Annotated in this window: 17 protein-coding genes; 8 read left to right on the forward strand and 9 right to left on the reverse strand. The window is 67.5% G+C overall.

The genetic code is table 11. The features are described from left to right. Positions 1-104 precede the first annotated feature (104 nt). Entirely contained in the window at positions 105-1,634 is a 1,530-nt protein-coding gene (locus ABGI63_RS15475) for a helicase HerA-like domain-containing protein (protein WP_349743280.1), read from the forward strand. A 2-nt stretch (positions 1,635-1,636) separates the two neighbouring features. On the opposite strand, the gene ABGI63_RS15480 is transcribed toward ABGI63_RS15475, so the two are convergent. Then, positions 1,637-1,900 carry a DUF2798 domain-containing protein gene (locus tag ABGI63_RS15480; protein ID WP_349743281.1) on the reverse strand — a complete coding sequence of 88 codons (264 nt, stop codon included), beginning with the start codon at positions 1,898-1,900 and terminating at the stop codon, positions 1,637-1,639. 149 nt (positions 1,901-2,049) lie between these two features. Here ABGI63_RS15480 and ABGI63_RS15485 point away from each other — a divergent pair, with 149 nt between their 5' ends. Continuing rightward, a complete protein-coding gene (locus tag ABGI63_RS15485) occupies positions 2,050-2,988 on the forward strand; it encodes a LysR family transcriptional regulator (RefSeq protein ID WP_349743282.1) in 939 nt (312 codons plus the stop codon). On the opposite strand, the gene ABGI63_RS15490 is transcribed toward ABGI63_RS15485, so the two are convergent. Next, complete coding sequence (locus ABGI63_RS15490) at positions 2,978-3,811, reverse strand: N-formylglutamate amidohydrolase (protein ID WP_349743283.1); 834 nt, start codon at positions 3,809-3,811, stop codon at positions 2,978-2,980. The genes ABGI63_RS15485 and ABGI63_RS15490 overlap by 11 nt on opposite strands. A gap of 64 nt (positions 3,812-3,875) precedes the next feature. On the opposite strand from ABGI63_RS15490, the gene ABGI63_RS15495 reads away from it, so the two are divergent. Both ABGI63_RS15495 and ABGI63_RS15500 read left to right on the forward strand, forming a co-directional pair. Further along, positions 3,876-5,054, forward strand: coding sequence for a sensor histidine kinase (locus tag ABGI63_RS15495; RefSeq protein WP_349743284.1), 1,179 nt, complete (start codon positions 3,876-3,878; stop codon positions 5,052-5,054). Continuing rightward, positions 5,051-5,908 carry a LytR/AlgR family response regulator transcription factor gene (locus ABGI63_RS15500; RefSeq protein WP_349743285.1) on the forward strand — a complete coding sequence of 286 codons (858 nt, stop codon included), beginning with the start codon at positions 5,051-5,053 and terminating at the stop codon, positions 5,906-5,908. The genes ABGI63_RS15495 and ABGI63_RS15500 overlap by 4 nt, the downstream gene beginning before the upstream one ends. 84 nt (positions 5,909-5,992) lie before the next feature. Here ABGI63_RS15500 and ABGI63_RS15505 read toward each other — a convergent pair whose 3' ends face one another. Continuing rightward, positions 5,993-9,301, reverse strand: a complete 3,309-nt coding sequence (locus ABGI63_RS15505) for a TonB-dependent receptor (protein WP_349743286.1) — start codon at positions 9,299-9,301, stop codon at positions 5,993-5,995. Between the two features lie 538 nt (positions 9,302-9,839). On the opposite strand from ABGI63_RS15505, the gene ABGI63_RS15510 reads away from it, so the two are divergent. After that, positions 9,840-10,103: a hypothetical protein gene (locus ABGI63_RS15510; RefSeq protein WP_349743287.1), complete on the forward strand. Its 264-nt coding sequence runs from the start codon at positions 9,840-9,842 to the stop codon at positions 10,101-10,103. A 71-nt stretch (positions 10,104-10,174) separates the two neighbouring features. On the opposite strand, the gene ABGI63_RS15515 is transcribed toward ABGI63_RS15510, so the two are convergent. Continuing rightward, a complete protein-coding gene (locus ABGI63_RS15515; RefSeq protein ID WP_349743288.1) occupies positions 10,175-10,492 on the reverse strand; it encodes a hypothetical protein in 318 nt (105 codons plus the stop codon). Positions 10,493-10,591: 99 nt separating this feature from the next. Then, positions 10,592-11,143, reverse strand: coding sequence for a deoxycytidylate deaminase (locus tag ABGI63_RS15520; RefSeq protein ID WP_349743289.1), 552 nt, complete (start codon positions 11,141-11,143; stop codon positions 10,592-10,594). Between the two features lie 60 nt (positions 11,144-11,203). Between ABGI63_RS15520 and ABGI63_RS15525 the strand changes: the two genes are divergently transcribed. Then, positions 11,204-11,884 (forward strand): Crp/Fnr family transcriptional regulator, encoded by a 681-nt coding sequence (locus ABGI63_RS15525; RefSeq protein ID WP_349743290.1) that lies wholly within the window; start codon positions 11,204-11,206, stop codon positions 11,882-11,884. 4 nt (positions 11,885-11,888) lie between these two features. Here ABGI63_RS15525 and ABGI63_RS15530 read toward each other — a convergent pair whose 3' ends face one another. From ABGI63_RS15530 to ABGI63_RS15545, 4 genes are all read right to left on the reverse strand, one after another. Beyond that, positions 11,889-14,948: an efflux RND transporter permease subunit gene (locus tag ABGI63_RS15530; RefSeq protein WP_349743291.1), complete on the reverse strand. Its 3,060-nt coding sequence runs from the start codon at positions 14,946-14,948 to the stop codon at positions 11,889-11,891. 13 nt (positions 14,949-14,961) lie between these two features. Further along, positions 14,962-16,119, reverse strand: a complete 1,158-nt coding sequence (locus ABGI63_RS15535) for an efflux RND transporter periplasmic adaptor subunit (RefSeq protein WP_349743292.1) — start codon at positions 16,117-16,119, stop codon at positions 14,962-14,964. Positions 16,120-16,257: 138 nt separating this feature from the next. Beyond that, on the reverse strand, positions 16,258-16,725 hold the full coding sequence (gene rnhA, locus ABGI63_RS15540) for a ribonuclease HI (protein WP_349743293.1): 468 nt from the start codon (positions 16,723-16,725) through the stop codon (positions 16,258-16,260). Beyond that, entirely contained in the window at positions 16,722-17,564 is an 843-nt protein-coding gene (locus ABGI63_RS15545; protein WP_432767423.1) for a class I SAM-dependent methyltransferase, read from the reverse strand. The genes rnhA and ABGI63_RS15545 overlap by 4 nt, the downstream gene beginning before the upstream one ends. A gap of 40 nt (positions 17,565-17,604) precedes the next feature. Here ABGI63_RS15545 and gloB point away from each other — a divergent pair, with 40 nt between their 5' ends. Together gloB and ABGI63_RS15555 are read left to right on the forward strand one after the other, a co-directional pair. Beyond that, positions 17,605-18,387, forward strand: a complete 783-nt coding sequence (gene gloB, locus ABGI63_RS15550) for a hydroxyacylglutathione hydrolase (protein ID WP_349743295.1) — start codon at positions 17,605-17,607, stop codon at positions 18,385-18,387. Then, on the forward strand, positions 18,384-19,928 hold the full coding sequence (locus ABGI63_RS15555) for a transglycosylase SLT domain-containing protein (RefSeq protein ID WP_349743296.1): 1,545 nt from the start codon (positions 18,384-18,386) through the stop codon (positions 19,926-19,928). The genes gloB and ABGI63_RS15555 overlap by 4 nt, the downstream gene beginning before the upstream one ends. The last annotated feature ends 21 nt before the right edge of the window (positions 19,929-19,949 follow it).

The raw sequence follows: 19,949 nt of genomic DNA on the forward strand, positions 1-19,949 counted from the left end.
CTTCTCCTGGCGAGCGCACCCCTTCGCATGCCGGGGGCGGCTCCATGTTTTGTTGGATAGACTGCGATTTTAGCCGCCGCCACCATATCTCCTGGAGAACCCCAATGGCCGACCCGATTCTGCTGGCTCGCAACGCGGCCACCGAATGCCAGCTCTTGCCCGCGCTGGCGAACCGCCACGGCCTGATCACCGGCGCCACCGGCACCGGCAAGACCATCAGCCTGCAGTCGCTGGCCGAGAACTTCTCCAAGCTCGGCGTGCCGGTCTTTCTGGCCGACGTCAAGGGCGACCTGACCGGCATCTCGCAGACCGGCAAGCCCAGCGAGAAGCTGCTGGCCACGCTGAAGGACCGCGGCATCGAGCCGCCCGCCCCCGCCGCCTGCCCGACCACCTTGTGGGATGTGTTCGGCGAGCAGGGCCATCCGGTGCGCGCCACCGTCTCCGACATGGGCCCGCTGCTGCTGGCCCGCATGCTGGCGCTCAACGAGACCCAGCAGGGCGTGCTGCAGATGGTCTTCAAGATCGCCGACGACGCCGGCCTGCTCTTGCTGGACCTGAAGGATTTGCGCGCGATGCTGCAGCATGTCGGCGACAACGCCGCGCAGTTCACCACCGAGTACGGCAATGTCTCGGCCGCCAGCGTCGGCGCGATCCAGCGCGGCCTGCTGCAGATCGAGGCCCAGGGCGGCGACAAGTTCTTCGGCGAGCCGATGCTCAATATCGCCGACTTCATGCAGACCGAGGCCGGCCAGGGCGTGATCAACATCCTGGCGGCCGACCAGCTGATGAACGCGCCGCGGCTGTACGCGACCTTTTTGCTGTGGATGCTGTCCGAGCTGTTCGAGACCCTGCCCGAGGTCGGCGACCTGGAGAAGCCCAAGCTGGTGTTCTTCTTCGACGAGGCGCATCTGCTGTTCAAGGAGGCGCCGGACGCGCTGGTCGAACGCATCGAGCTGGTGGTGCGCCTGGTGCGCTCCAAAGGCGTCGGCGTCTATTTCGTGACCCAGAACCCGCTGGACATCCCGGACACGGTGCTGGGCCAGCTGGGCAACCGGGTCCAGCATGCGCTGCGCGCCTTCACGCCGCGCGACCAGAAGGCCGTCAAGTCGGCCGCCGAGACGATGCGGCCCAAGCCAGGGCTGGACATAGCCGCGGCCATCACCGAGCTGGCGGTCGGCGAGGCCCTGGTCAGCCTGCTGGACGAGAAAGGCCGGCCCGGCATCACCGAGCGGGTCTTCGTGCTGCCGCCGGGCAGCCAGATCGGGCCGATCACGGCCGAACAGCGCGCCGCCCTGCTCAAGGGCTCGCTGGTGGCCGGCGTCTACGAGAAGCTGGTGGACCGCGAATCGGCCTACGAGAAACTCAAGGGTCGCACCGAGGCGACGATGGCCGATGAGGCAACAGCCGCGACGAACCAGGGCAAGGCCGGGCAGGCGGCCGAAGACGGCGGCCTGATGGGCGGACTCAAGGACATCCTGTTCGGCTCCACCGGCCCGCGCGGCGGGCGTCGCGAGGGCCTGGCCGAGACAGCGGCCAAGTCGGCGCTGCGCACCATGGGCTCGACGGTGGGCCGCGAGATCATCCGCGGCGTGCTGGGCAGCATCCTGGGCGGCGGCACGAAGAAGCGCCGCTGAGCTCAGTCGGCCACCGTCGCGGCGACCAGCCTCAGCACCAGCGGCCGCACCAACATCACGCAGCAGAACGCCACCGGAAAGGCCAGCGCATAAGTGCCCAGCACCCGGCTCAGATACCCCGGGCCGAGCCCGGTGTTGACGCCGACGATGACCAGGCACATCAGCATCGCCATGATGCCGGCCATATAGAAGGCGAATACCGCCGGCGTGAAGCGCTTGGGCAGGCCGCGTGCGGCCGTGGGCTTGGACAGGGTGGGCTGATTCATAGTGCTCAGGTGGGCATGAATGGAATGGGATTGACGCCACTGTAGGCACGCAGGGCCTGGCTGATAAGCCCATCGGCGCCCTGCTCACTCGATGTCAAAAGCATCGAATCAACCTCCGCCAATAGCCACTATCCAACATAATCTGGCGCATGGACACCCTCAGCGGCATTGCCGCCTTCGTCAAGGCCGTGGAGGCCGGCAGCATCGCCGCCAGCGCCCGGCAGCTGGGCATCACGCCGGCCTCGGCCGGCCAGGCCATCGCCAGGCTGGAGGCCTCGCTGGGCACAAGGCTGCTGACCCGCAGCACGCGGGCACTGGCGCTGACCGAAGCCGGCGAGCTCTATTTCCAGCGCGTGCGCGATCTGCAGGCGCAGCTGGAGCAGGCGCGCGCCGATGTCACCGCCTTCAGCGGCGAGCCGCGTGGCCGGCTTCGCATCGCTGCCTCGGTGGCCTTCGGTCGGCACCTGATCGCGCCGCTGCTGCCGGCCTTTGCCCGCGCCCATCCGCGCATCCAGCTGGAGCTGACGCTGGCCGACCGCAGCGTCGACCATGTGCGCGAGGAGTTCGACCTCAGCATCCGCTTCCGGGCCCAGCTGGAGCCGGGCCTGATCGCGCGGCGCATCGCGACCGCGCCGATGCTGTTCTGCGCCTCGCCCGACTACCTGGCGCGCGCCGGGCGGCCGACCCGGCCGGAGCAGCTGCAAGAGCATGACTGCCTGGGCTTTCGCCTGCCGGTGGACGGCCGGCTGCTGCCCTGGGCGTTCATCACGCGCGAGGGCGAGCGCATCGTGCCCGAGCTGAAGATCAGCTGCCTGGCCAACGATATCGACGCGCTGGCCGCGCTGGCCATCGGCGGCATGGGCATCGCCCGGCTCGGCAGCTTTGTCGCCCGGGAGCCGCTGCGCCAGGGCCTGCTGCTGCCGCTGTTCCTGGCCGAGGACGAGGCCCAGGCGGTGGCCGAGCCGCTCGAGTTCTTCGCCTGCTGGCGCGAGCGTCGCCAGATGCCGGCACCGCTGCGCCTGTTCATCGACTATCTGGGCGAGGCGCTGCGCGAGCACCCGGCCCTCGAAGCCCCGCCTACGCGCTGATGTGCCGCGCCAGCGCCGCCAGCATGGCCTGGATCGCGGCCTGGGCGCGCGCAAAGCCTTCGTTGGGCTGATGGCTGGCCACATCCATATAGAGCGAACGCTTGATCTCGATCTGCACCGAGTGGCACAGCGCGGCCGGGTTACCGGAGCGCTGGATCAGGGTCACGCCCTTGAAGGGCTCGTTGAAGGCCACGCTATAGCCGGCCGCACGCAGCGGCTCGGCCAGCACCAGCAGGGTCGCGGCATCGCTGCTGGCACCGTCCAGATTGCCCAGCACGAAGTCGGCCAGTTGACGCTCCGGCAGACCCAGCTGGGCATAGGAATCGTCGGGCATCGAATGCACATTCAAATGCCAGCGCCGGCCATGCCGTGCCAAGGCGTCGTCGAGCAGGCGCCGCAGCGCCAGATGGTAGGGCCGGTAGCAGTCGCGGATGCGGGCCTGCACCTCGGCCACGGTCAGGCGGCGGTCATAGATCTCGCGGCCCTGGCCCATCGTGCGCCAGATCAGGCCGATGCCCAGCTCGGTCTTGCGGCTGGCCGAGACGGCGCCGGGCCAGTCGGCGTCCAGCATGGCCGGGTCGATATCGTCCAGACCCCGGTTCGGGTCGATATAGGCACGCGGGAACTGCGCGGCCAGCAGCGTGGCGCCGAGGCTGTGCGCGCCGTCGTAGAGCCGCTCGACAAAGGCGTCCTCGCCCTCGCGCAAGACGCTCAGCGGCTGGCGGCTGCCGAAGTCGGCCGGATAGTGCTGGCCGCTGTGCGGCGAGTCGATGATCAGCGGGATCGCCGGGGCGCTGGGCGGGGTCAGGACAAAGGCTTGCATGGGCGGCATTGTGCGTGAGGCGCCGAGCCACTCGCGCCCGCCCGGTGCGGCTCGCGCCCTGTCCATGCGCGTCGTCGCAGCGCTGGCCGTGGCCGGCCTCGCCTGCTCGACAATGGCCACCATGCCGCTGCCTCCCTTGATACACAGACTCTCAAGCCGCCTGCCCTACCCGCTGCGCATGGCCGGCATCACGACCTTGTTCTCGGCCGGCATCGGCCTGCTGGTCTACGGCTTCACGCGCAACAAGCTGCTGGCCAGCCTCGTCTACTCGATCACGATAGGCCTGATGTGCTGGGCACTGATCGATGCCTCGCGGGCCCTCAGCGCGGCCGTGATGCGGCGGCTGCGGCCCGGCTGCGAGGCGCATCGGCATGACTGGCCCGGCTGGCCGGCGATGCTGGGCTGCGTGGCGCTCAGCGTGCCGCTGGCCTACAGCCTGGGCAGCGGGCTGGCCGACCAGCTCCTGGGCTACCGCACGCGCAGCCTGTGGAACAGCCAGTGGCGCGAGATCGCCGGCCTGCTGCTGGTCTCCTTGCTGGCCTCCATCGTGGCCACCGGATTCTTCTACGCCCGCGGTCGCCTCCATGCCAGCCAGGTGGAGGCCGAACAGGCGCGCCGCCAGGCCGCCGAGATGCAGCTGCGCCTGCTGGAGTCGCAGTTGGAGCCGCATATGCTGTTCAACACCCTGGCCAATCTGCGCGTGCTGATCGCGCTGGACGCAACGCGCGCCCAGGCCATGCTGGACCAGCTGATCGCCTTTCTGCGCGCCACACTGAACGCCTCGCGCAGCGGCGCCCACCCGCTGCGCGAGGAATTCGCCCGGCTGGCCGACTATCTGGCGCTGATGCAGGTGCGCATGGGCGCGCGGCTGCGGCCGCAGCTGATACTGCCCGAGGCGCTGGCGGGGCTGCCCGTCCCGCCGCTGCTGCTGCAGCCCCTGGTCGAGAACGCCATCCAGCACGGGCTGGAGCCCCATATCGAGGGTGGCGAGCTGATCATCAGCGCGGCAAGAGCCGGGCGGGGTCAGCTCTTGCTGCAGGTGCGGGACACCGGCGCCGGTCTGGGCCAGGCCGCCCCGTCGACGGGCACCGGCTTCGGCCTTGAGCAGGTGCGTGCTCGGCTGGCGGCCCAGTACGGCAGCGCCGCCACGCTGCGTATCGAGCCGGCCAACGATGCTCGCGGCGGCACCCTGGTCAGCATCACCCTGCCCCTCACCCCGCCCCTCACCGACACCACGCCATGAACAGCGCCTGCACCGCCCTGATTGCCGAAGACGAACTGCTGCTGGCTGAGAGCCTGCGCGCCGACCTGGCCGTGCTATGGCCCGAGCTGCGGATTGTTGCGATAGCCGCTCATGGCGAGGCCGCGCTGGAGGCCGCGCTGCGGCTGCGCCCCCAGGTGCTGTTCCTGGACATCCGCATGCCGGGCATGACGGGGATGGAAGTGGCGCAGGCGCTGGCCGAGGACTGGCCCGACGGCGATCAGAACTGCACGCCCTTCCCGCTGCTGGTCTTCGTGACCGCCTACGACCAGTACGCGCTGAAAGCCTTCGAGCAGGCCGCGCTGGACTATGTGCTCAAGCCGGTGCAGCGCGAGCGCCTGGCGCAGACCTGCGGCCGTTTGCAGATGGCCCTGCAGCAACGCGAGGCCGCATCGTCGGCACCACAGCGCCCGGCCGACAGCGGCGCGATGGCGACCGTGGCCCAGCTGCGCCAACTGCTGTCAGCGCCCGGCGTGCCCGAGGCGCTGGGGCTGCCGGGGGCTGCGGCCCAGCCGCTGCGCCTGCTGCAGGTCAGCGTCGGCCAGACCATCCATATGGTGCCGGTCAGCGAGGTGATCTATTTCGAGGCGGCGGACAAGTATGTCCGCGTCGTCACCGCCGACAAGGAGCATCTGGTACGCGCCTCGCTGCGCGAGCTGCTGCCCCAGCTCGACGTGCAACAGTTCTGGCAGGTGCACCGCAGCGTCGTGGTGCGCACCGAGGCAATCACCCGCGCGGTGCGCGACGAGGCCGGCAGGCTGAGCCTGCATCTGCGCGAACGGCCGGAGCGGCTGGCGGTCAGCCGCATGTTTGCGCATTTGTTCAAGGGGCTGTGACCTCGGCCACCCAATGAAAAAACCGCCGCATGAGCGAGTCATGCGGCGGTTTCTGGAGGCGCTCAGGCGCCGGACTTGCTCAGATCAGAACTCGTAGCGAGCGGTGATCTGGGCAGCCCATTGCGACTCGCCCTTGTTCTGCTTGACGGTATAGGTATCCGGATCGGCAACCGAATAGATCATCTTGCCGGTCGCGGGATCGATACCGGCGAAGTTGGCGAAGCGACGCACATTGCCGCCCGAGCCGTCGCGGAAGCTGATCTCGTCGATGCGGCCCCAGCGCTTGTTCAGGAAGTTGCCGACATTCATCAGGTCCAGCGACACCACGCCCTTGTGACCGGCGAAGAGACCGGGCACTTCCTGGCTGATGCGCAGATCGAAGCTGTTGCTGAACTTGGAGAACGCGCTGTTGCGCGACACCACGCGTCCCTTGGCAGCGCTGAGCGCGCTGCTGGCGTCGACGATGCTCCAGAACTTGGCTTCGGCAGCCGAGCCCGATGCCGCGACGGTCTGACCCGGCAGACGGAACAGCACCTCGCCAGATCCCGGCGCCTTGGGGATGTACATCAGGTCATTACCGCTGATGCCGTCACCGTTCATGTCATTGCCATAGGTCCAGCTGAAGGGCTTGCCCTCGCGGCCTTCATAGAACAGACCCACCGTGGTCTTGTACTTGCCGATGAAGGCCTTGGACCAGTTCAGCGATGCATTGAAGCGATCACGGACGAGATAGGCCGAGTTGGCATTCACCTCTTCATTGGGATTGAAAACCGCGCGGTTGGCGAAGTTCGAGAAGGCGGTCGACGAGGTCAGCGGGCTGACTTCGGTCGCGCTGGTGCGGGTATAGGCCACCGACCAGCCGAAGCCGGTGCGCACCGGACGACCCAGCGACAAGGTCAGCGTGTTGCCGCCGCCCTTGCTGGTGGACTCGACCAGGGTGACGTCGCCGTAGCTGCGATTGCGCAGATCCTTGGCGCTTGCACCGCAGCCATCGGTCACGCTCGAACCACCGGCCGTCCAGCAATTCGGACTCCGGCCTGCGGCATTCCAAAACATCTGGCGGCCGTCCAGCGCACTGGTCGCGGTCGCCGGACCCAGGTTCAGATGCTGGTAGAACAAGCCATCCTTGACCTTGGTGTGCACCCACTCGGCACCAGCGACCAGACCGAACCAGGGCAGCTCGGTGTCATAGGCCAGATTGAACTTCCAGACCGAGGGCTGGGTCACGCCGGGCGCGATGATGTCGATGTTCGGAGCGGCGGCACCCACGAGCGTCGGTTGCTTATTGGGGTCCGGGTTGTAGGTGAGCGTGTTGCAAGGCGTGCCGGTGTTGCTGCAGGAGGTGTCAGACACCACCATGCCGGTGTTCTGGTAGGGATTGGCCAGCCAGACGCTGGCGGCCGCGCCCTGGAACAGGCCCATGCCGCCACGCAGCTGCGACTTGCGCTTGTCTGCCGACTCGAAGGCGTAGTTGAAGCCCAGACGCGGCTGCACCAGTTTCTCGCCATCGATGGTGCGCGAGTTGTCGTAGCCGAAACCGCCGGTCTGGCGGCCGGTCGCCGCCGCGAACGTCACCGGCTGTGCAACACCGGGATTGGCCAGCGGGTTGTTGCCGACACTGATACGGTCCAGACGCACACCGGCAGTGACCGACAGCCTCTTGCTGATGGTCCAGGTGTCCTGCAGGAACAGGCCCAGATTGCTGAAGCTCATATCGGCCGCAGCATCGTTGAAGGTCTTGCCCGGCAGCGGCGTCTGGATACGGAAGGCCGTGGGCGTGCCTGCCAGGAATCGAGCGATCGGATCGGCATCGGTGAAGGTGTATTGACCCTTCGCACGACGCACAAAGGCGTTGAAAATTTCGTTGCGCTCGGCGTCCAGACCGAACTTCAGCTCATGGTTGTCGAGCAAGAGATTGCCGGCCAGGTAGGCATTGGTAGTCTCGGTCTCGAGGCGGTTGAAGTGGCGGGTCTCTTCCGTACCGAAACGCAGCATGCGATCACTGGCATTGGGGGCCGTGAAGGTCAACACCACCTCGGGCATGTCCGACTTGTTCAGCGGCACGCTCAGATAGTCGCGCTTGGACAGCTTGAGCTCGGTCGAGAACACATCGGTCCAGTCGGCGAACCACTGACCGACCAGCGAGTCAATGGTCTTCTCGGTCGTGTAGAAACGCGAGTCGAGCGACAAGGAGGTGGCCGAGAAGCCCGGAGCGATCGGCTGCGACTGCTCGGTCTTCGAGTAGCGGAGGCTGGCACGATGGTTGTCGTTGATGTTCCAGTCCAGCTTCAGCAGCGTGTCCTTGACGAGCAGCTCCTCGGGGCCGGGGATGCCGCCGATGTCGATGCCGTACTTGGTCTTGGCGACTTGCTGGACGGCAGCGATCTGCGCGGGCGTGATGTTGACATTGATCAGGCTGCTGCCCACCGGGCCGAACTGCGGCACATCGCGGTCGCTGCGCAACTCTTCATAGCTGGCGAAGAAGAACAGCTTGTCCTTGATGATCGGACCACCGAGCGTGACGCCCTTGGTCGTTTCGTGGAAATTGGGCGGATTGGAGTAGGTGTCGCGCACATTGTCATAGCGTTGACCGCCCAGGCTGCTGTCGCGGTACACAAAGTACACACTGCCCTTGATGTCATTCGTGCCGGACTTGGTCACGGCATTGATGTTGGCGCCGGTATAGCCCTGCTGCGTGACATCGTAGTTCGAGATATTGACCTGCACCGCCTGGATCGCGTCGATCGAGATCGGCTGCTTGATGGTCGGCAGATTGTTGCCCTCGAGCCCGAAGGTGTCGTTGATGCGAACGCCGTCGACCGTGATCGCATTGAAACGCGAGTTCTGGCCCAGGGCGGAAATCTCGCCGCGGTCCTTGTCGGTCTGCGCCAGGCGCGGATCGGTACGTGCGTAATCCTGCAGGCTGCGTGCGGCAGAGGCATAGGCATCGAGCTCCTGGCGGCCCATGCTGGTGCCGGCGCCCATCGATCCGCTATTGAACTTGCCGCCGGTGCTGGAACCCGTCAGCACCACGGTCTCGAGCTTGCTCGCACCCAGGCTGACATCCAGGCTCAGGCTCTCGGCCAGAGCCAGGTAGATGTCCTCACGAACTTCCTTGTCCGCACCCTTGACCACGGTGATCACATAGGGGCCACCAACGCGCAAGCCGCGGACCGAATAACGGCCATCGGCATCGGTCACCAGATTGCTGGCCGAACCCGACTCGCGATGCAAAACGCTAACGTTTGCGCCCGCAATAGCCTTGCCGTCCGTGCCCGTGACACGCCCGCTCACGGCGGCTGTCGTGTTCTGCGCCATGACGGGCGCTGCGGCCACGATGGCGACCGCCGCGCTCAGCGCGGTCCTCGTAAAACTCCAACGATTGCTACTCATGCTGTGACTCCTCAAAGACTTCCCACACCGGCGCATGCCAGCGCCCACCGTAAAAAAATGTAGCACCCGGGGTAACCGCAAACGTTTGGGATCGCGGTTTTCCCACACCGAGGAACTACGGCTTGAAAGAAGCTGCTGTTTGTGCTGCCCCGCCTCGCCCGCCCACCTCGCCGAGCGAACTTGCACCATTGCGATGCAAAGCACCACGCTCGTGCCTCATCTACCCGAATTCGTTTAGCAAAGACGGTGCCAGCGAGGCCCGGAACCGCCCCCATCGGCGCCCGTGCAGGGCAGCCCATGAGCACAGTTCGATCAAGTTATCCGTATGACAGTTTGGCGACGCGATATGTAGGCCAGATGACATGCACTGAGGCCGTGCGCCGATGCACGCAAAAACAACAGCGGCGATGCGCGCCCGGCTTTGCTGGCGGGCCAGGCCCTTGCCGGCCTGAACGCTTCAAAGCGCTGGCTTTTCAGTCGCAGTTGAGCGATAAACAAGCTGACGCGAAGCTGACAACTTGGCGCAAGGAGTTTGATCATGACTCTGCAGCAACTGACCCAAGTCAAGCACTGGCTGATCCTGCATGGCGGCCGCCACCCGGTGGAATCGCAGGCCTGGGACCTCGTTCTGACCTGTTGGGTGCTGGGCTGGATCAGCGTGCCGGGCCTGCTGCTGCTGGAGGTCTGGCTGGCCTTGCCGCTGAGTCTGGCGGCCTTTCTGCTGCCGACCCTGTATGCCTGGGCACGCCGGCGCCTGCATCGCCTCGGACGGCTGCGCTGCGACTGGTTGACCGCACTCTGAACCCTCAACTCGCCAATGAGAAAGCGCCCTCGCGGGGCGCTCTGTGAGTTCGGCGAAACGCGGCAGGCGCTTCAGTGCATCAACGCGATCCATTCGCCGGCACGCTGGTAGCTGTCGAACAACTGCATCGCGAGTTCGCGCAAGGCCTGACTGCCGCTCGCATGGGCGTCGGCCAGGCGCTCGAAGGCGTAAAGCCGGTCGTAGAGCATGCGGGTCGGCTGCAGGCGCAACCCTGCCTGCTGCATCAGGATCTGGAAGGCCTGCAGCTGGGCGCCGTCCACCGGGCCGGCAATCGACAGGCCCAGATCAGGCACCTCGGCGACGCCGGCATCGAAAAATTCCAGCGATGGGCGGCTCTGGGCGGGAATCAGGTGCAGCGGGATCATCATCGTCGAACTCCTCGAACCGGCGGGTTGATGGCTCGGATGATGCCGGGAGCCGGCACAACTTAAGCGAGAAAAAGCCGGCGCTTCACCCGCTGATTCGGCTCAAGTCGCGCCCTTAGTCGCGCCATCAACCAGCGCCTGCTGCGTGATGAAGCCCGCCAAGGCCTCGGACCACTGCGCCGACGGCGGCTCCAACGCTTCGAGCGAATGGATATGAACCCCGGCATCGGCCAGCATCTTGTTGGCGGCCTCGTTGGCCCGCGAGTGATGCAGCTTCTTCTCCAGATAGATCACCTGGCGGATGCCGACCTGGATGATCGATTGCACGCAGCGCGGGCAGGGAAACTGGGTTGCATAAATCGTGCTGCCGGTCAGCGGCAGCACGACGCAGTTCAGGATGGAGTTGACCTCCGCATGGACGATGTAGCTGTGGCGCGATTGATAGGGATCCGAATCGTCATCGGCCCAGTAGCCGGCATCCTCGTCCGAGCAGCCGCGCGGCAGGCCGTTGTAGCCGACGCCCAGGATCTTGTTGTCGGCGCTGACGATGCAGGCGCCGTTGCGCTTGCGCTCGTCCTTGGAGCGCGCGGCGGCCAGCAGGGCCACGCCCATGAACATGGAGTGCCATCGGATCAGGGGCTGATTCTTCGTCATAGCTGCGGTGATGTTGGAGGCTGAGCCGAACTGTACCGGGCCGCCTCCTAGAATCGCCGCATGAGCTTGCAAGAGATGCTGGACAAGTCGATCTGGGGCCGCAACCTCAGCCCCGCCGAAATGCAGCGCGTGCAAGCGGAGTGCCGCGAGCGCCGGGTGGCGGCCGGCCAGGCGATGGTGCGCATGGGCGAGCCGGCCGAGCATTGGGTCGGGCTGATCAGCGGCTTCGGCAAGATGAGCGTTTCCAGCCCCGACGGCCGCGAGACCACCTTGATCGGCACCGCGCCCGGCGGCTGGTTCGGTGAAGGCACGCTGATCAAGCGCGGCCGCTGGCAGTACGAGGGCGTGGCCCTGCGCGACTCGCACCTGGCCTTGCTGCCGCGCGAGACCTTCGAGTGGCTGCGCGCCACCAGCCTGCCCTTCAACCACTATCTGCAACACCTGATGAATGCCCGCATGGGCAGCTTCATCGCCCAGCTGTGCAACCAGCGCCTGCTGGACTGCACGGCGCGGGTCGCGCGCAGCCTGGCCGCGCTCTACAACCCCGAGCTCTACCCGGAGCCGGGCCTGTTCCTGGACCTGCGCCAGGTCGAGGTCGCCCAGCTGGCCGGCATCTCGCGCCAGCGCGCCAATGCCGCGCTGCAGCGCCTGGAGGCCGCCGGCCTGCTGGGCATCAGCCGGCGCGGCATCGAGGTGCTGAGCCTGGCCGGCCTGCGCGACTACGCCAGCCCGCCCAGCTGATCGGTCAGGACGCCAGCGCCGGCGTCGTGATCTCGCCGGGCGTGCTCTTGCGCGCAAACAGCGTATACATGGTCGGCACGACGAAGATGGTCAGCAAGGTGCCGAAGCTCATGCCGCCGACGATGACCCAGCCGATCTGCTGACGGCTCTCGGCGCCGGCGCCACTGGCCAGCGCCAGCGGGATCGCGCCCAGCACCATCGCGCCGGTGGTCATCAGGATGGGGCGCAGGCGCAGTGCCGAGGCCTCGATCACCGCCTCCATCACGTCCTTGCCCTGCTGGCGCAGCTGGTTGCTGAACTCGACGATCAGGATGCCGTGCTTGGTGATCAGCCCCACCAGCGTGATCAGGCCGATCTGCGAGTAGACATTGAGCGTGCCACCCGACCATTGCAACGCCGCCAGCGCACCGACCATGGACAGCGGCACCGCCAGCATGATCACAAAGGGATCGATGAAGCTCTCGAACTGCGCCGCCAGCACCAGGAAGATGAAGAGCAGGGCCAGCACGAAGACCAGGCCCAGCGCGCCGCTGGACGAGCGGAACTCGCGCGAGACACCGTTGAGCTCGGTCGCATAGCCCATCGGCAGGATCTCGCGCGCGGTCGCGTCCATGAACTCCAGCGCCTCGCCCAATGCATAGCCCGGCGCCAGATTGGCCGTGATGGCCACCGAGCGGCGCTGGTTGAAGTGGTTCAGCTCGCGCGGGCTGACCGCCTCGCGCACCTTGACCAGACTGGCCAGCGGAATCATCGCGTCGCCACGGCCGCGCACGAACAGCTTCTCGATATGGTCGGGCGTGGTGCGACCCACCGCATCGGTCTGCACGATCACGTCGTACTGCTCGGCGTCGCGCTTGTAGCGGGTCACATTGCGGCCGCCCAACATGGTCTCGACGGTGCGCGCCACCTGGTCGACATTGACGCCCAGATCGGCCGCGCGCTCGCGGTCCACCTCCAGAAACACCTCGGGCTTGTTCAGGCGCAGATCGTTGTCGGGCTGCACGAAGCCGGGATTCTTGGCCAGCGCGGCCATGAACTGCTGGGTCACGCCGGCCAGATTGGCGTAGCTGTCGCTGGTCAGGACCACATAGTTGATCGAACGCTCGCGAAAGCCCTGACCCAGGCTGGGCGGCGTCACCGCGAACACGCTGACGCCCGGCAGCCCGGCCAGCTGCGGCTGCAGCCGGCGCGCCAGCTCCTGGGTGCTGACATCGCGGTCCACCCAGTCGACCGTGCGCAGGATGCCGGTGGCCTGGGCCACGGTCGCGCCGCCGACAAACATGAAGCGACGGTCGAACTCCGGATAGCCGGCCGCGACCCGGTCGATCGCATCCAGATAGCGCGCGGTGAACTCCAGGGTCGAGCCATCCGGCGCGCTGATCGGCATGAAGATCACGCCCCGGTCCTCCAGCGGCGCCAGCTCGCTCTTGGCATGGCTGAACAGCCACCAGCTATAGGCGCCCGAGGCCACCATCACCGCCACCACCAGCCAGCGGGTGCGCAGCGCGAAGCGCAGTGCACCCGCATAGCGATCGCTGATCCAGACCAGCACCCGCTCCATGCCGGTGTCGAAGCGCGTCGGTTTGCTGTTGTGGCGCAGCAGCTTGCTGCACATCATCGGCGTGAGCGTCAGCGCAACAAAGCCCGACACCACGACGGCGCCGGCCAGCGTCAGCGCGAACTCGACGAACAGCCGCCCGGTGCGCCCCGGCGTGAAGGCCAGCGGCGCGAACACCGCCACCAGGGTCAGCGTCATCGCGACCACCGCGAAGCCGATCTCCTTGGCCCCTTTCAACGCCGCCTGGAAGGGCTCCAGCCCTTCCTCGATATGGCGGAAGATGTTCTCCAGCACGACGATGGCATCGTCCACCACCAGGCCGATCGCCAGCACCAGGGCCAGCAGGGTCAGCGTGTTGATCGTGAAGCCGGCGGCCGCCATCAGCGCGAACGAGCCGATCAGGCTGATCGGGATCGTCACCAGCGGGATGATGGAGGCCCGCAAGGTGCGCAGGAACACGAACACCACCAGGGCCACCAGAACCACCGCCTCGGCGATGGTGGTGTAGACCGACTTGATCGAGCGGTCGATGAAGACCGAGTTGTCATTGGCCGGCCGCACCGTCACGGTATCCGGCAGGTCCTGCTGGATGCGCGGCAGCATGGCCTGCACGCCGGCCGACACATCCAGCGGATTGGCCGTGGCCTGGCGGATCACGCCCAGCGACACCGAGGGCACCCCGTTCAGCCGCACCCGCGAGCGCTCGCTGGCGGCGGCCTCCTCGATGCGCGCCACATCCTTGAGCCGCACCGTGAAGCCGCTGGCCTGCTTCAGCGCCACCTCGGCGAACTGCGCCACCGTGTTCAGGTCGGTGCGCGCGGTGACATTGAACTCGCGCTGCTGGCTCTCGATGCGGCCGGCCGGCACCTCCAGGTTCTGGCGGCGCAGTGCGTCCTCGACATCCTGCACCGTCAGCTTGTAGGCGGCCAGCCGGTCCGGGTCCAGCCAGATGCGCATCGAATACTTGCGATCACCGCCGATCTGCACATCGGCCACGCCCGGCACGGTCTGCAGCCGCGGCTTGACGACGCGGTTGACCAGATCGGTGATCTGCAGCGGGTCCAGGGTCTCGCTGGTGAAGGCCAGCCAGATCGTCGGCGTCGCATCGGCCTCGACCTTGGCGACGATGGGCTCGTCCACCGCATCGGGCAGGCGGCCGCGCACCCGCGAGACGCGGTCGCGCACATCGGCGGCGGCATCGTCGGGATTCTTCTCCAGCTTGAAGCGCACCGTGATCTGGCTCTGCTCGGAGCGCGAGATCGAGGTCAGGATGTCGACGCCGTCGATGCCGGCGATCGAGTCCTCCATCGGCTTGGTGACCTGGGTTTCGATCACCTCCGACGACGCGCCCACCAGCCGGGTGCTGACCGTCACGACCGGCTCGTCGATGCGCGGGTATTCGCGCAGCGAGAGCTTGTCGAAGGACACGATGCCCACCAGCAGCAGCAGCAGCGACATCACGGTCGCGAAGACCGGACGGCGTATCGAGGTTTCAGAGATGCGCATGAGGCAACCCTCCTTAGCGGCTGGCGGCCGAGGCGGCCGGCGCGGGCGCGCGAGCGGCGGCCGGCTTGTCCAGGTCCACCAGTTTGACCGCTTGCGACTCGCCGCGCATCAGCGGCCCCTGCCCCGCGGTGACAACCCGGTCGCCGGCCTTGACGCCGCCCAGCAGCTCCACCTTGCCCGGCACCCGCATGCCCAGCTGCGCCTCGACGCGCTGCGTCATCAAGCGCCCATCGGCGCCCTCGACCAGCTTGACGACAAACTGCTTGCCGCCCATCGGAACCAGCGCCTCCTCGGGCACGACCAGGGCCTGCTCGCGCAGCGCGAACACCACCCGCACGCGGGCGAACAGCCCCGAGCGCAGCATGCTGGTGTCGCCCAGCAGGCGCGCGCGCACCAGCATCGACCGCCCCGCCGTGTCCAGCTGGCTGTCCAGCGCCTCGATGCGGGCCTTGAACTCGCGGCCCGGCAAGGCATCCAGGCCCAGCGACACATCCTGGCCCAGGCGCAGCTGGGGCACGAAACGTTCGGGCAGGCGGAAATCCACCCACATCGACGAGGCATCCTCGACGCTGACCAGATCGGCGCCGTCCTTCACATAGTCACCCAGATTGATCAGCCGGATGCCCATCACGCCGTCAAAGGGCGCGCGCACCTGCAACCGCGCCAGCTGGGCCCGGGCCAGCGATACCTGGGCCTCGGCCACCTTCAGGGTCGCCTCCGCCTGGTCGACCACGCTGGGCGAGACGAAACTCTGGGCCAGCAGCTCACGGTTGCGCTGCAGCTGGGTGCGGGCAATGCCGGCCTGGGCCTCGGCCTGCTGCAGCTGCGCCGCCTGCAAGGCCTCGTCCAGCTGCACCAGCAGCTGACCCTGGCGCACGCGCTGGCCGTCGGTGAAACCGAGCTTGGTGATGCGGCCGCTGACCTCGGGCCGCAGCATCACCGACTGGCGCGCCCGCAGCGCACCGACCGCCTGCGCGTCGTCGGCCAGGCTCTGCACCTGGACCCGGCCGGCCTCGACACTGAGCGGGCCGCGCCCGCCCGGCTGCGCGGGCGGGCCGGACTTGGCCGCCGCCTGGGCCTTGCCCGGCTGGTGCTGCCACCAATAGGCCAGCGCACTGAGCCCGACCAACGCAACAACCGCAACGACGCTATGTAGTTTCTTGAAGCTCATGCATTTTTCTCCGACCGCGCACTGTAGCGGCGAACACATGTTGTTGCAGTCGGCGCTGCGGCATTACGGCACTGAAACACGGCGGCAGAGGCGTCAACCGCACCCGCCGGGCGCACAGCGCACGCCGCCGGCAGGCATTCAGATGCTGGCAGCGCCCCGGTTGGCCAGCGCATCGGCGCGCTCGTTGCCCGGGTCGCCGGCATGACCCTTGACCCAGCGCCACTCCACCTCATGCAGCTTGCGCAGCGCGTCCAGGCGCTGCCAGAGCTCGACGTTCTTGACCGGCTTGCCGTCGGCGGTCTTCCAGCCGCGACGCTGCCAGCCGCTGATCCACTCGGTCATGCCCTTGCGCACGTACTCGCTGTCGGTGTAGATCGTGATCTTGCAGCTGCGCTTGAGCGAGGCCAGCGCCTCGATCACCGCGGTCAGTTCCATGCGGTTGTTGGTGGTGTTGGCTTCGCCGCCGAACATCTCCTTGTCGTGGCCGCCCGAGCTCAGCCAGGCGCCCCAGCCGCCGCGCCCGGGATTACCCTTGCAAGCCCCGTCGGTGTAAATCGTCACCACCGGCTTCTGGATGGTGGCGGCGGGCTTGTTCTCTGTCGTCATTCGTTCGTTTCTCGGTGCTTGTGATGTTGATGCAAGGCCACGGCCGCGCGCGCCTTGGCGGGCCGGGCCGGCTGGCGGGCCAGGCCGATCAGGCGCATGCCGTGCACGCGCTTGACCGCAGTGAGGAAATAAACCGCGCCCAGCACCGGCCACCAGCGCGAGCCCACGCCCTCCAGCCAGTCCCAGCGCTTGAGCCATTTGTCGCTGCGCAGCGGCGGGCAATAGCCGCCGAACTGTGCGCCCTCGACCTCGAAGCTCAAGAGGCGCAGCCAGTCGCGCAGCCGCCAGTAGCCGATGAAGTCGCCAGCGCGCGGCAGATAAAGCCGCTCGCCGCTGCCGGGCAGGCGGTTCACCAGCCGGCCCAGATTCTGCCGCAGCCCCCAGGCGCTGGCCGGATTGATGCCCGAGATCACGAGCCGCCCCTCGGGCCGCAGCACCCGCTCGACCTCGCGCAGCGTGCGGTGCGGATCCGGCGCCAGCTCCAGCGTGTGGGGCAGCAGCACCAGGTCCAGGCTGTTGGCCTCGAAGGGCAGCGCATCGAACTCGCCGAACAGCGCCACGCCCCGGTCGGCGAGCTGGGTGTCGAGGCCGAACTGGCTGAAACCGGCCTGCGCCTCCTCATCGGCCGGCACGCTGGCATGCCAGTCCGCCGCGTTCTGCGCCAGATTGTCCAGCGCCAGCCAGCGGTGCGGCATGCGGTTGGCACGCAGCCCCTGCAGCTCGGGCAGGCCGAGCTGCAGGGCATGGAAGCCGAACAGGTCGACCACGGCCGCATCGAGCTGGGCCTGCTCCCAGGCCAGCAGATAGCGGCCGGGCGGTGTCTGCAGCCAGGCGGCCAACTCTACAATCGAGGCTTCACGCGTCACAAGAACTCGCTGCATGGATTTGGTCGCACTGCCCGCCTTTACCGATAACTACATCTGGATGCTGCACGACGGTGCTCAAGCCCTGGTGGTGGATCCTGGCGAGGCGGAACCCGTGCTGCGCGCGCTGGACCACTACTCGCTGCGCCTGGCCGGCATTCTAGTGACCCACCATCACGGCGACCATGTCGGCGGCCTGGCCGGCCTGCGCCCTCACCTGCAAGGACCCGTCTTCGGCCCGGCGCGCGAGGCCATTCCCGGGCCTGTGCAGGCCTGCAGCGGCGGCCAGTGCTTCGAGCTGCTGGGCCAGCAAATCCGCGTGATCGATGTACCCGGCCACACGGCCGGCCATATCGCCTATCTGATCGAGGCGCCCGGCGATGCCAGCGCGCCCCTGCTGTTCTGCGGCGACACGCTGTTCTCCGGCGGCTGCGGCCGCCTGTTCGAGGGCACACCGGCGCAGCTGCATGCCTCGCTGCAGGCGCTGGCCGCGCTGCCCGGCCACACCCGGGTCTGCTGCGCGCATGAGTACACCTTGTCGAATCTGCGTTTTGCGCGGACCATAGAGCCCGCGAATCCGGCGCTGCTCGCCTACCAGGCCTGGTGCGAGACCCGCCGCCACGACAATCTGCCGACCCTGCCCTCGACCATAGGCCAGGAACAAGCCATCAACCCTTTTCTGCGCTGCGACCAGCCCGCCGTGCGGGCCGCCGCCCTGGCCTACCAGCCGCAGCCCCTGGACACCGACTCCGTCGCGGTGTTCGCCACCCTGCGGCAATGGAAAAACGACTTCCGATGATGATCAACACCCCCCTGCCCACACTCTCCATGCTGGCGCTGGCCTTGCTGCTGGGCGCCTGCGCCAGCACCCCGCTGCCGCCGATGGAGTCTCCCGCCCCGGCACCGCAACTCAGCGCCGCGCCGCCTGCCGCGCCGGTGGCCGAGTTGCCGGCGCCCGGCACCCTCGCCGCCCTGCCCCAGGTCGAGGACGCGCTGCAGCCCGGCGTTACGGTCGACCTCAACGACGCCAAGGCCAAGGCCGATCTGTGGGTGCGGGTGCGCGGCGGCTTTGCAATGCCCACGCTGGAGAACGATCTGGTGCGCCGTGCCGAGGCCTGGTACAGCCAGCGCCCCGACTATGTGGCACGCATGACCACGCGCGGCGGCCGCTACCTCTATCACATCGTCGTCGAGGTCGAGAAGCGCGGCATGCCGATGGAGCTGGCCCTGCTGCCCTTCATCGAGAGCGCCTTCAATCCGCAAGCCATGTCCAGCGCCAAGGCCTCGGGCATGTGGCAGTTCATGCCGGCCACCGGTCGCGATTTCGAGCTGCGCCAGAACATCTTCCGCGACGACCGCCGCGATGTGCTGGCTTCGACCCGCGCCGCGCTCGACTACCTGGGCCGTCTGCACACCATGTTCGGCGACTGGCATCTGGCACTGGCGGCCTACAACTGGGGCCAGGGCAATGTGCAGCGCGCCATCAAGCGCAACGAGCGCGCCGGCCTGCCGACCGACTACGAGAGCCTGCGCATGCCCGACGAGACGCGCTACTACGTGCCCAAGCTGCAGGCGGTCAAGAACATCGTGCTGCGCCCCGACGCGTTTGCGCTGTCCCTGCCCGAGATCGCCAACCACCCCTACTTCCTCAGCGTCAATATCGACCGCGACATCGATGTCGATGTCGCCGCGCGCTTTGCCGGCATGACGGTCGATGAGTTCAAGCAGTTCAACCCGCAGGTCAACAAGCCGGTGATGCTGGCTGCGGCCACCGAGCAGGTGCTGCTGCCCTACGACAACGCCGATGCCTTCGCCCGCAATCTGGCCGCCCACCGTGGCGCGATGGCAAGCTGGACCGCCTGGGTGGTGCCGCGCACGATGAAGCCGGCCGATGCCGCCCAGCAGGTCGGCATGAGCGAGGCCGCGCTGCGCGAGATCAACAAGATCCCGCCGCGCATGCTGGTGCGCCAGGGCTCGACCCTGCTGGTGCAGCGCAGCGCCAAGCGCGACCAGGATGTCTCCGAACATCTGGCCGACAACGCCAGCATCAGCCTCGCGCCCGATGTGCCGGCGCTGCGCCGTGTCAGCTTCAAGGCACGCAAGGGTGAGACCGTCGCCAGCGTCGCGCAGCGCTACAAGGTCAGTGCCAGCCAGGTCGCGCAGTGGAACAAGGTCTCGGCCAAGACCGCCTTCAAGCCCGGCCAGACCCTGGTGGTCTACACGCCCAATAGCCAGCGCGTGGCCGCAGCGGCGCGCACGGCCAAGGCCGTCAAGGCGGGCCGCCCGGCCGCGAAGAGCACCCGGGTGGCCTCGGCGGCGCGCAAGGCAGCTAAACGCTGATCACAGGGCTGATCACAGCGC

It is taken from the genome of Roseateles cavernae (genome assembly GCF_040187885.1).
In the GTDB taxonomy this organism is placed as follows: Bacteria; Pseudomonadota; Gammaproteobacteria; order Burkholderiales; family Burkholderiaceae_C; genus Roseateles_E; species Roseateles_E cavernae.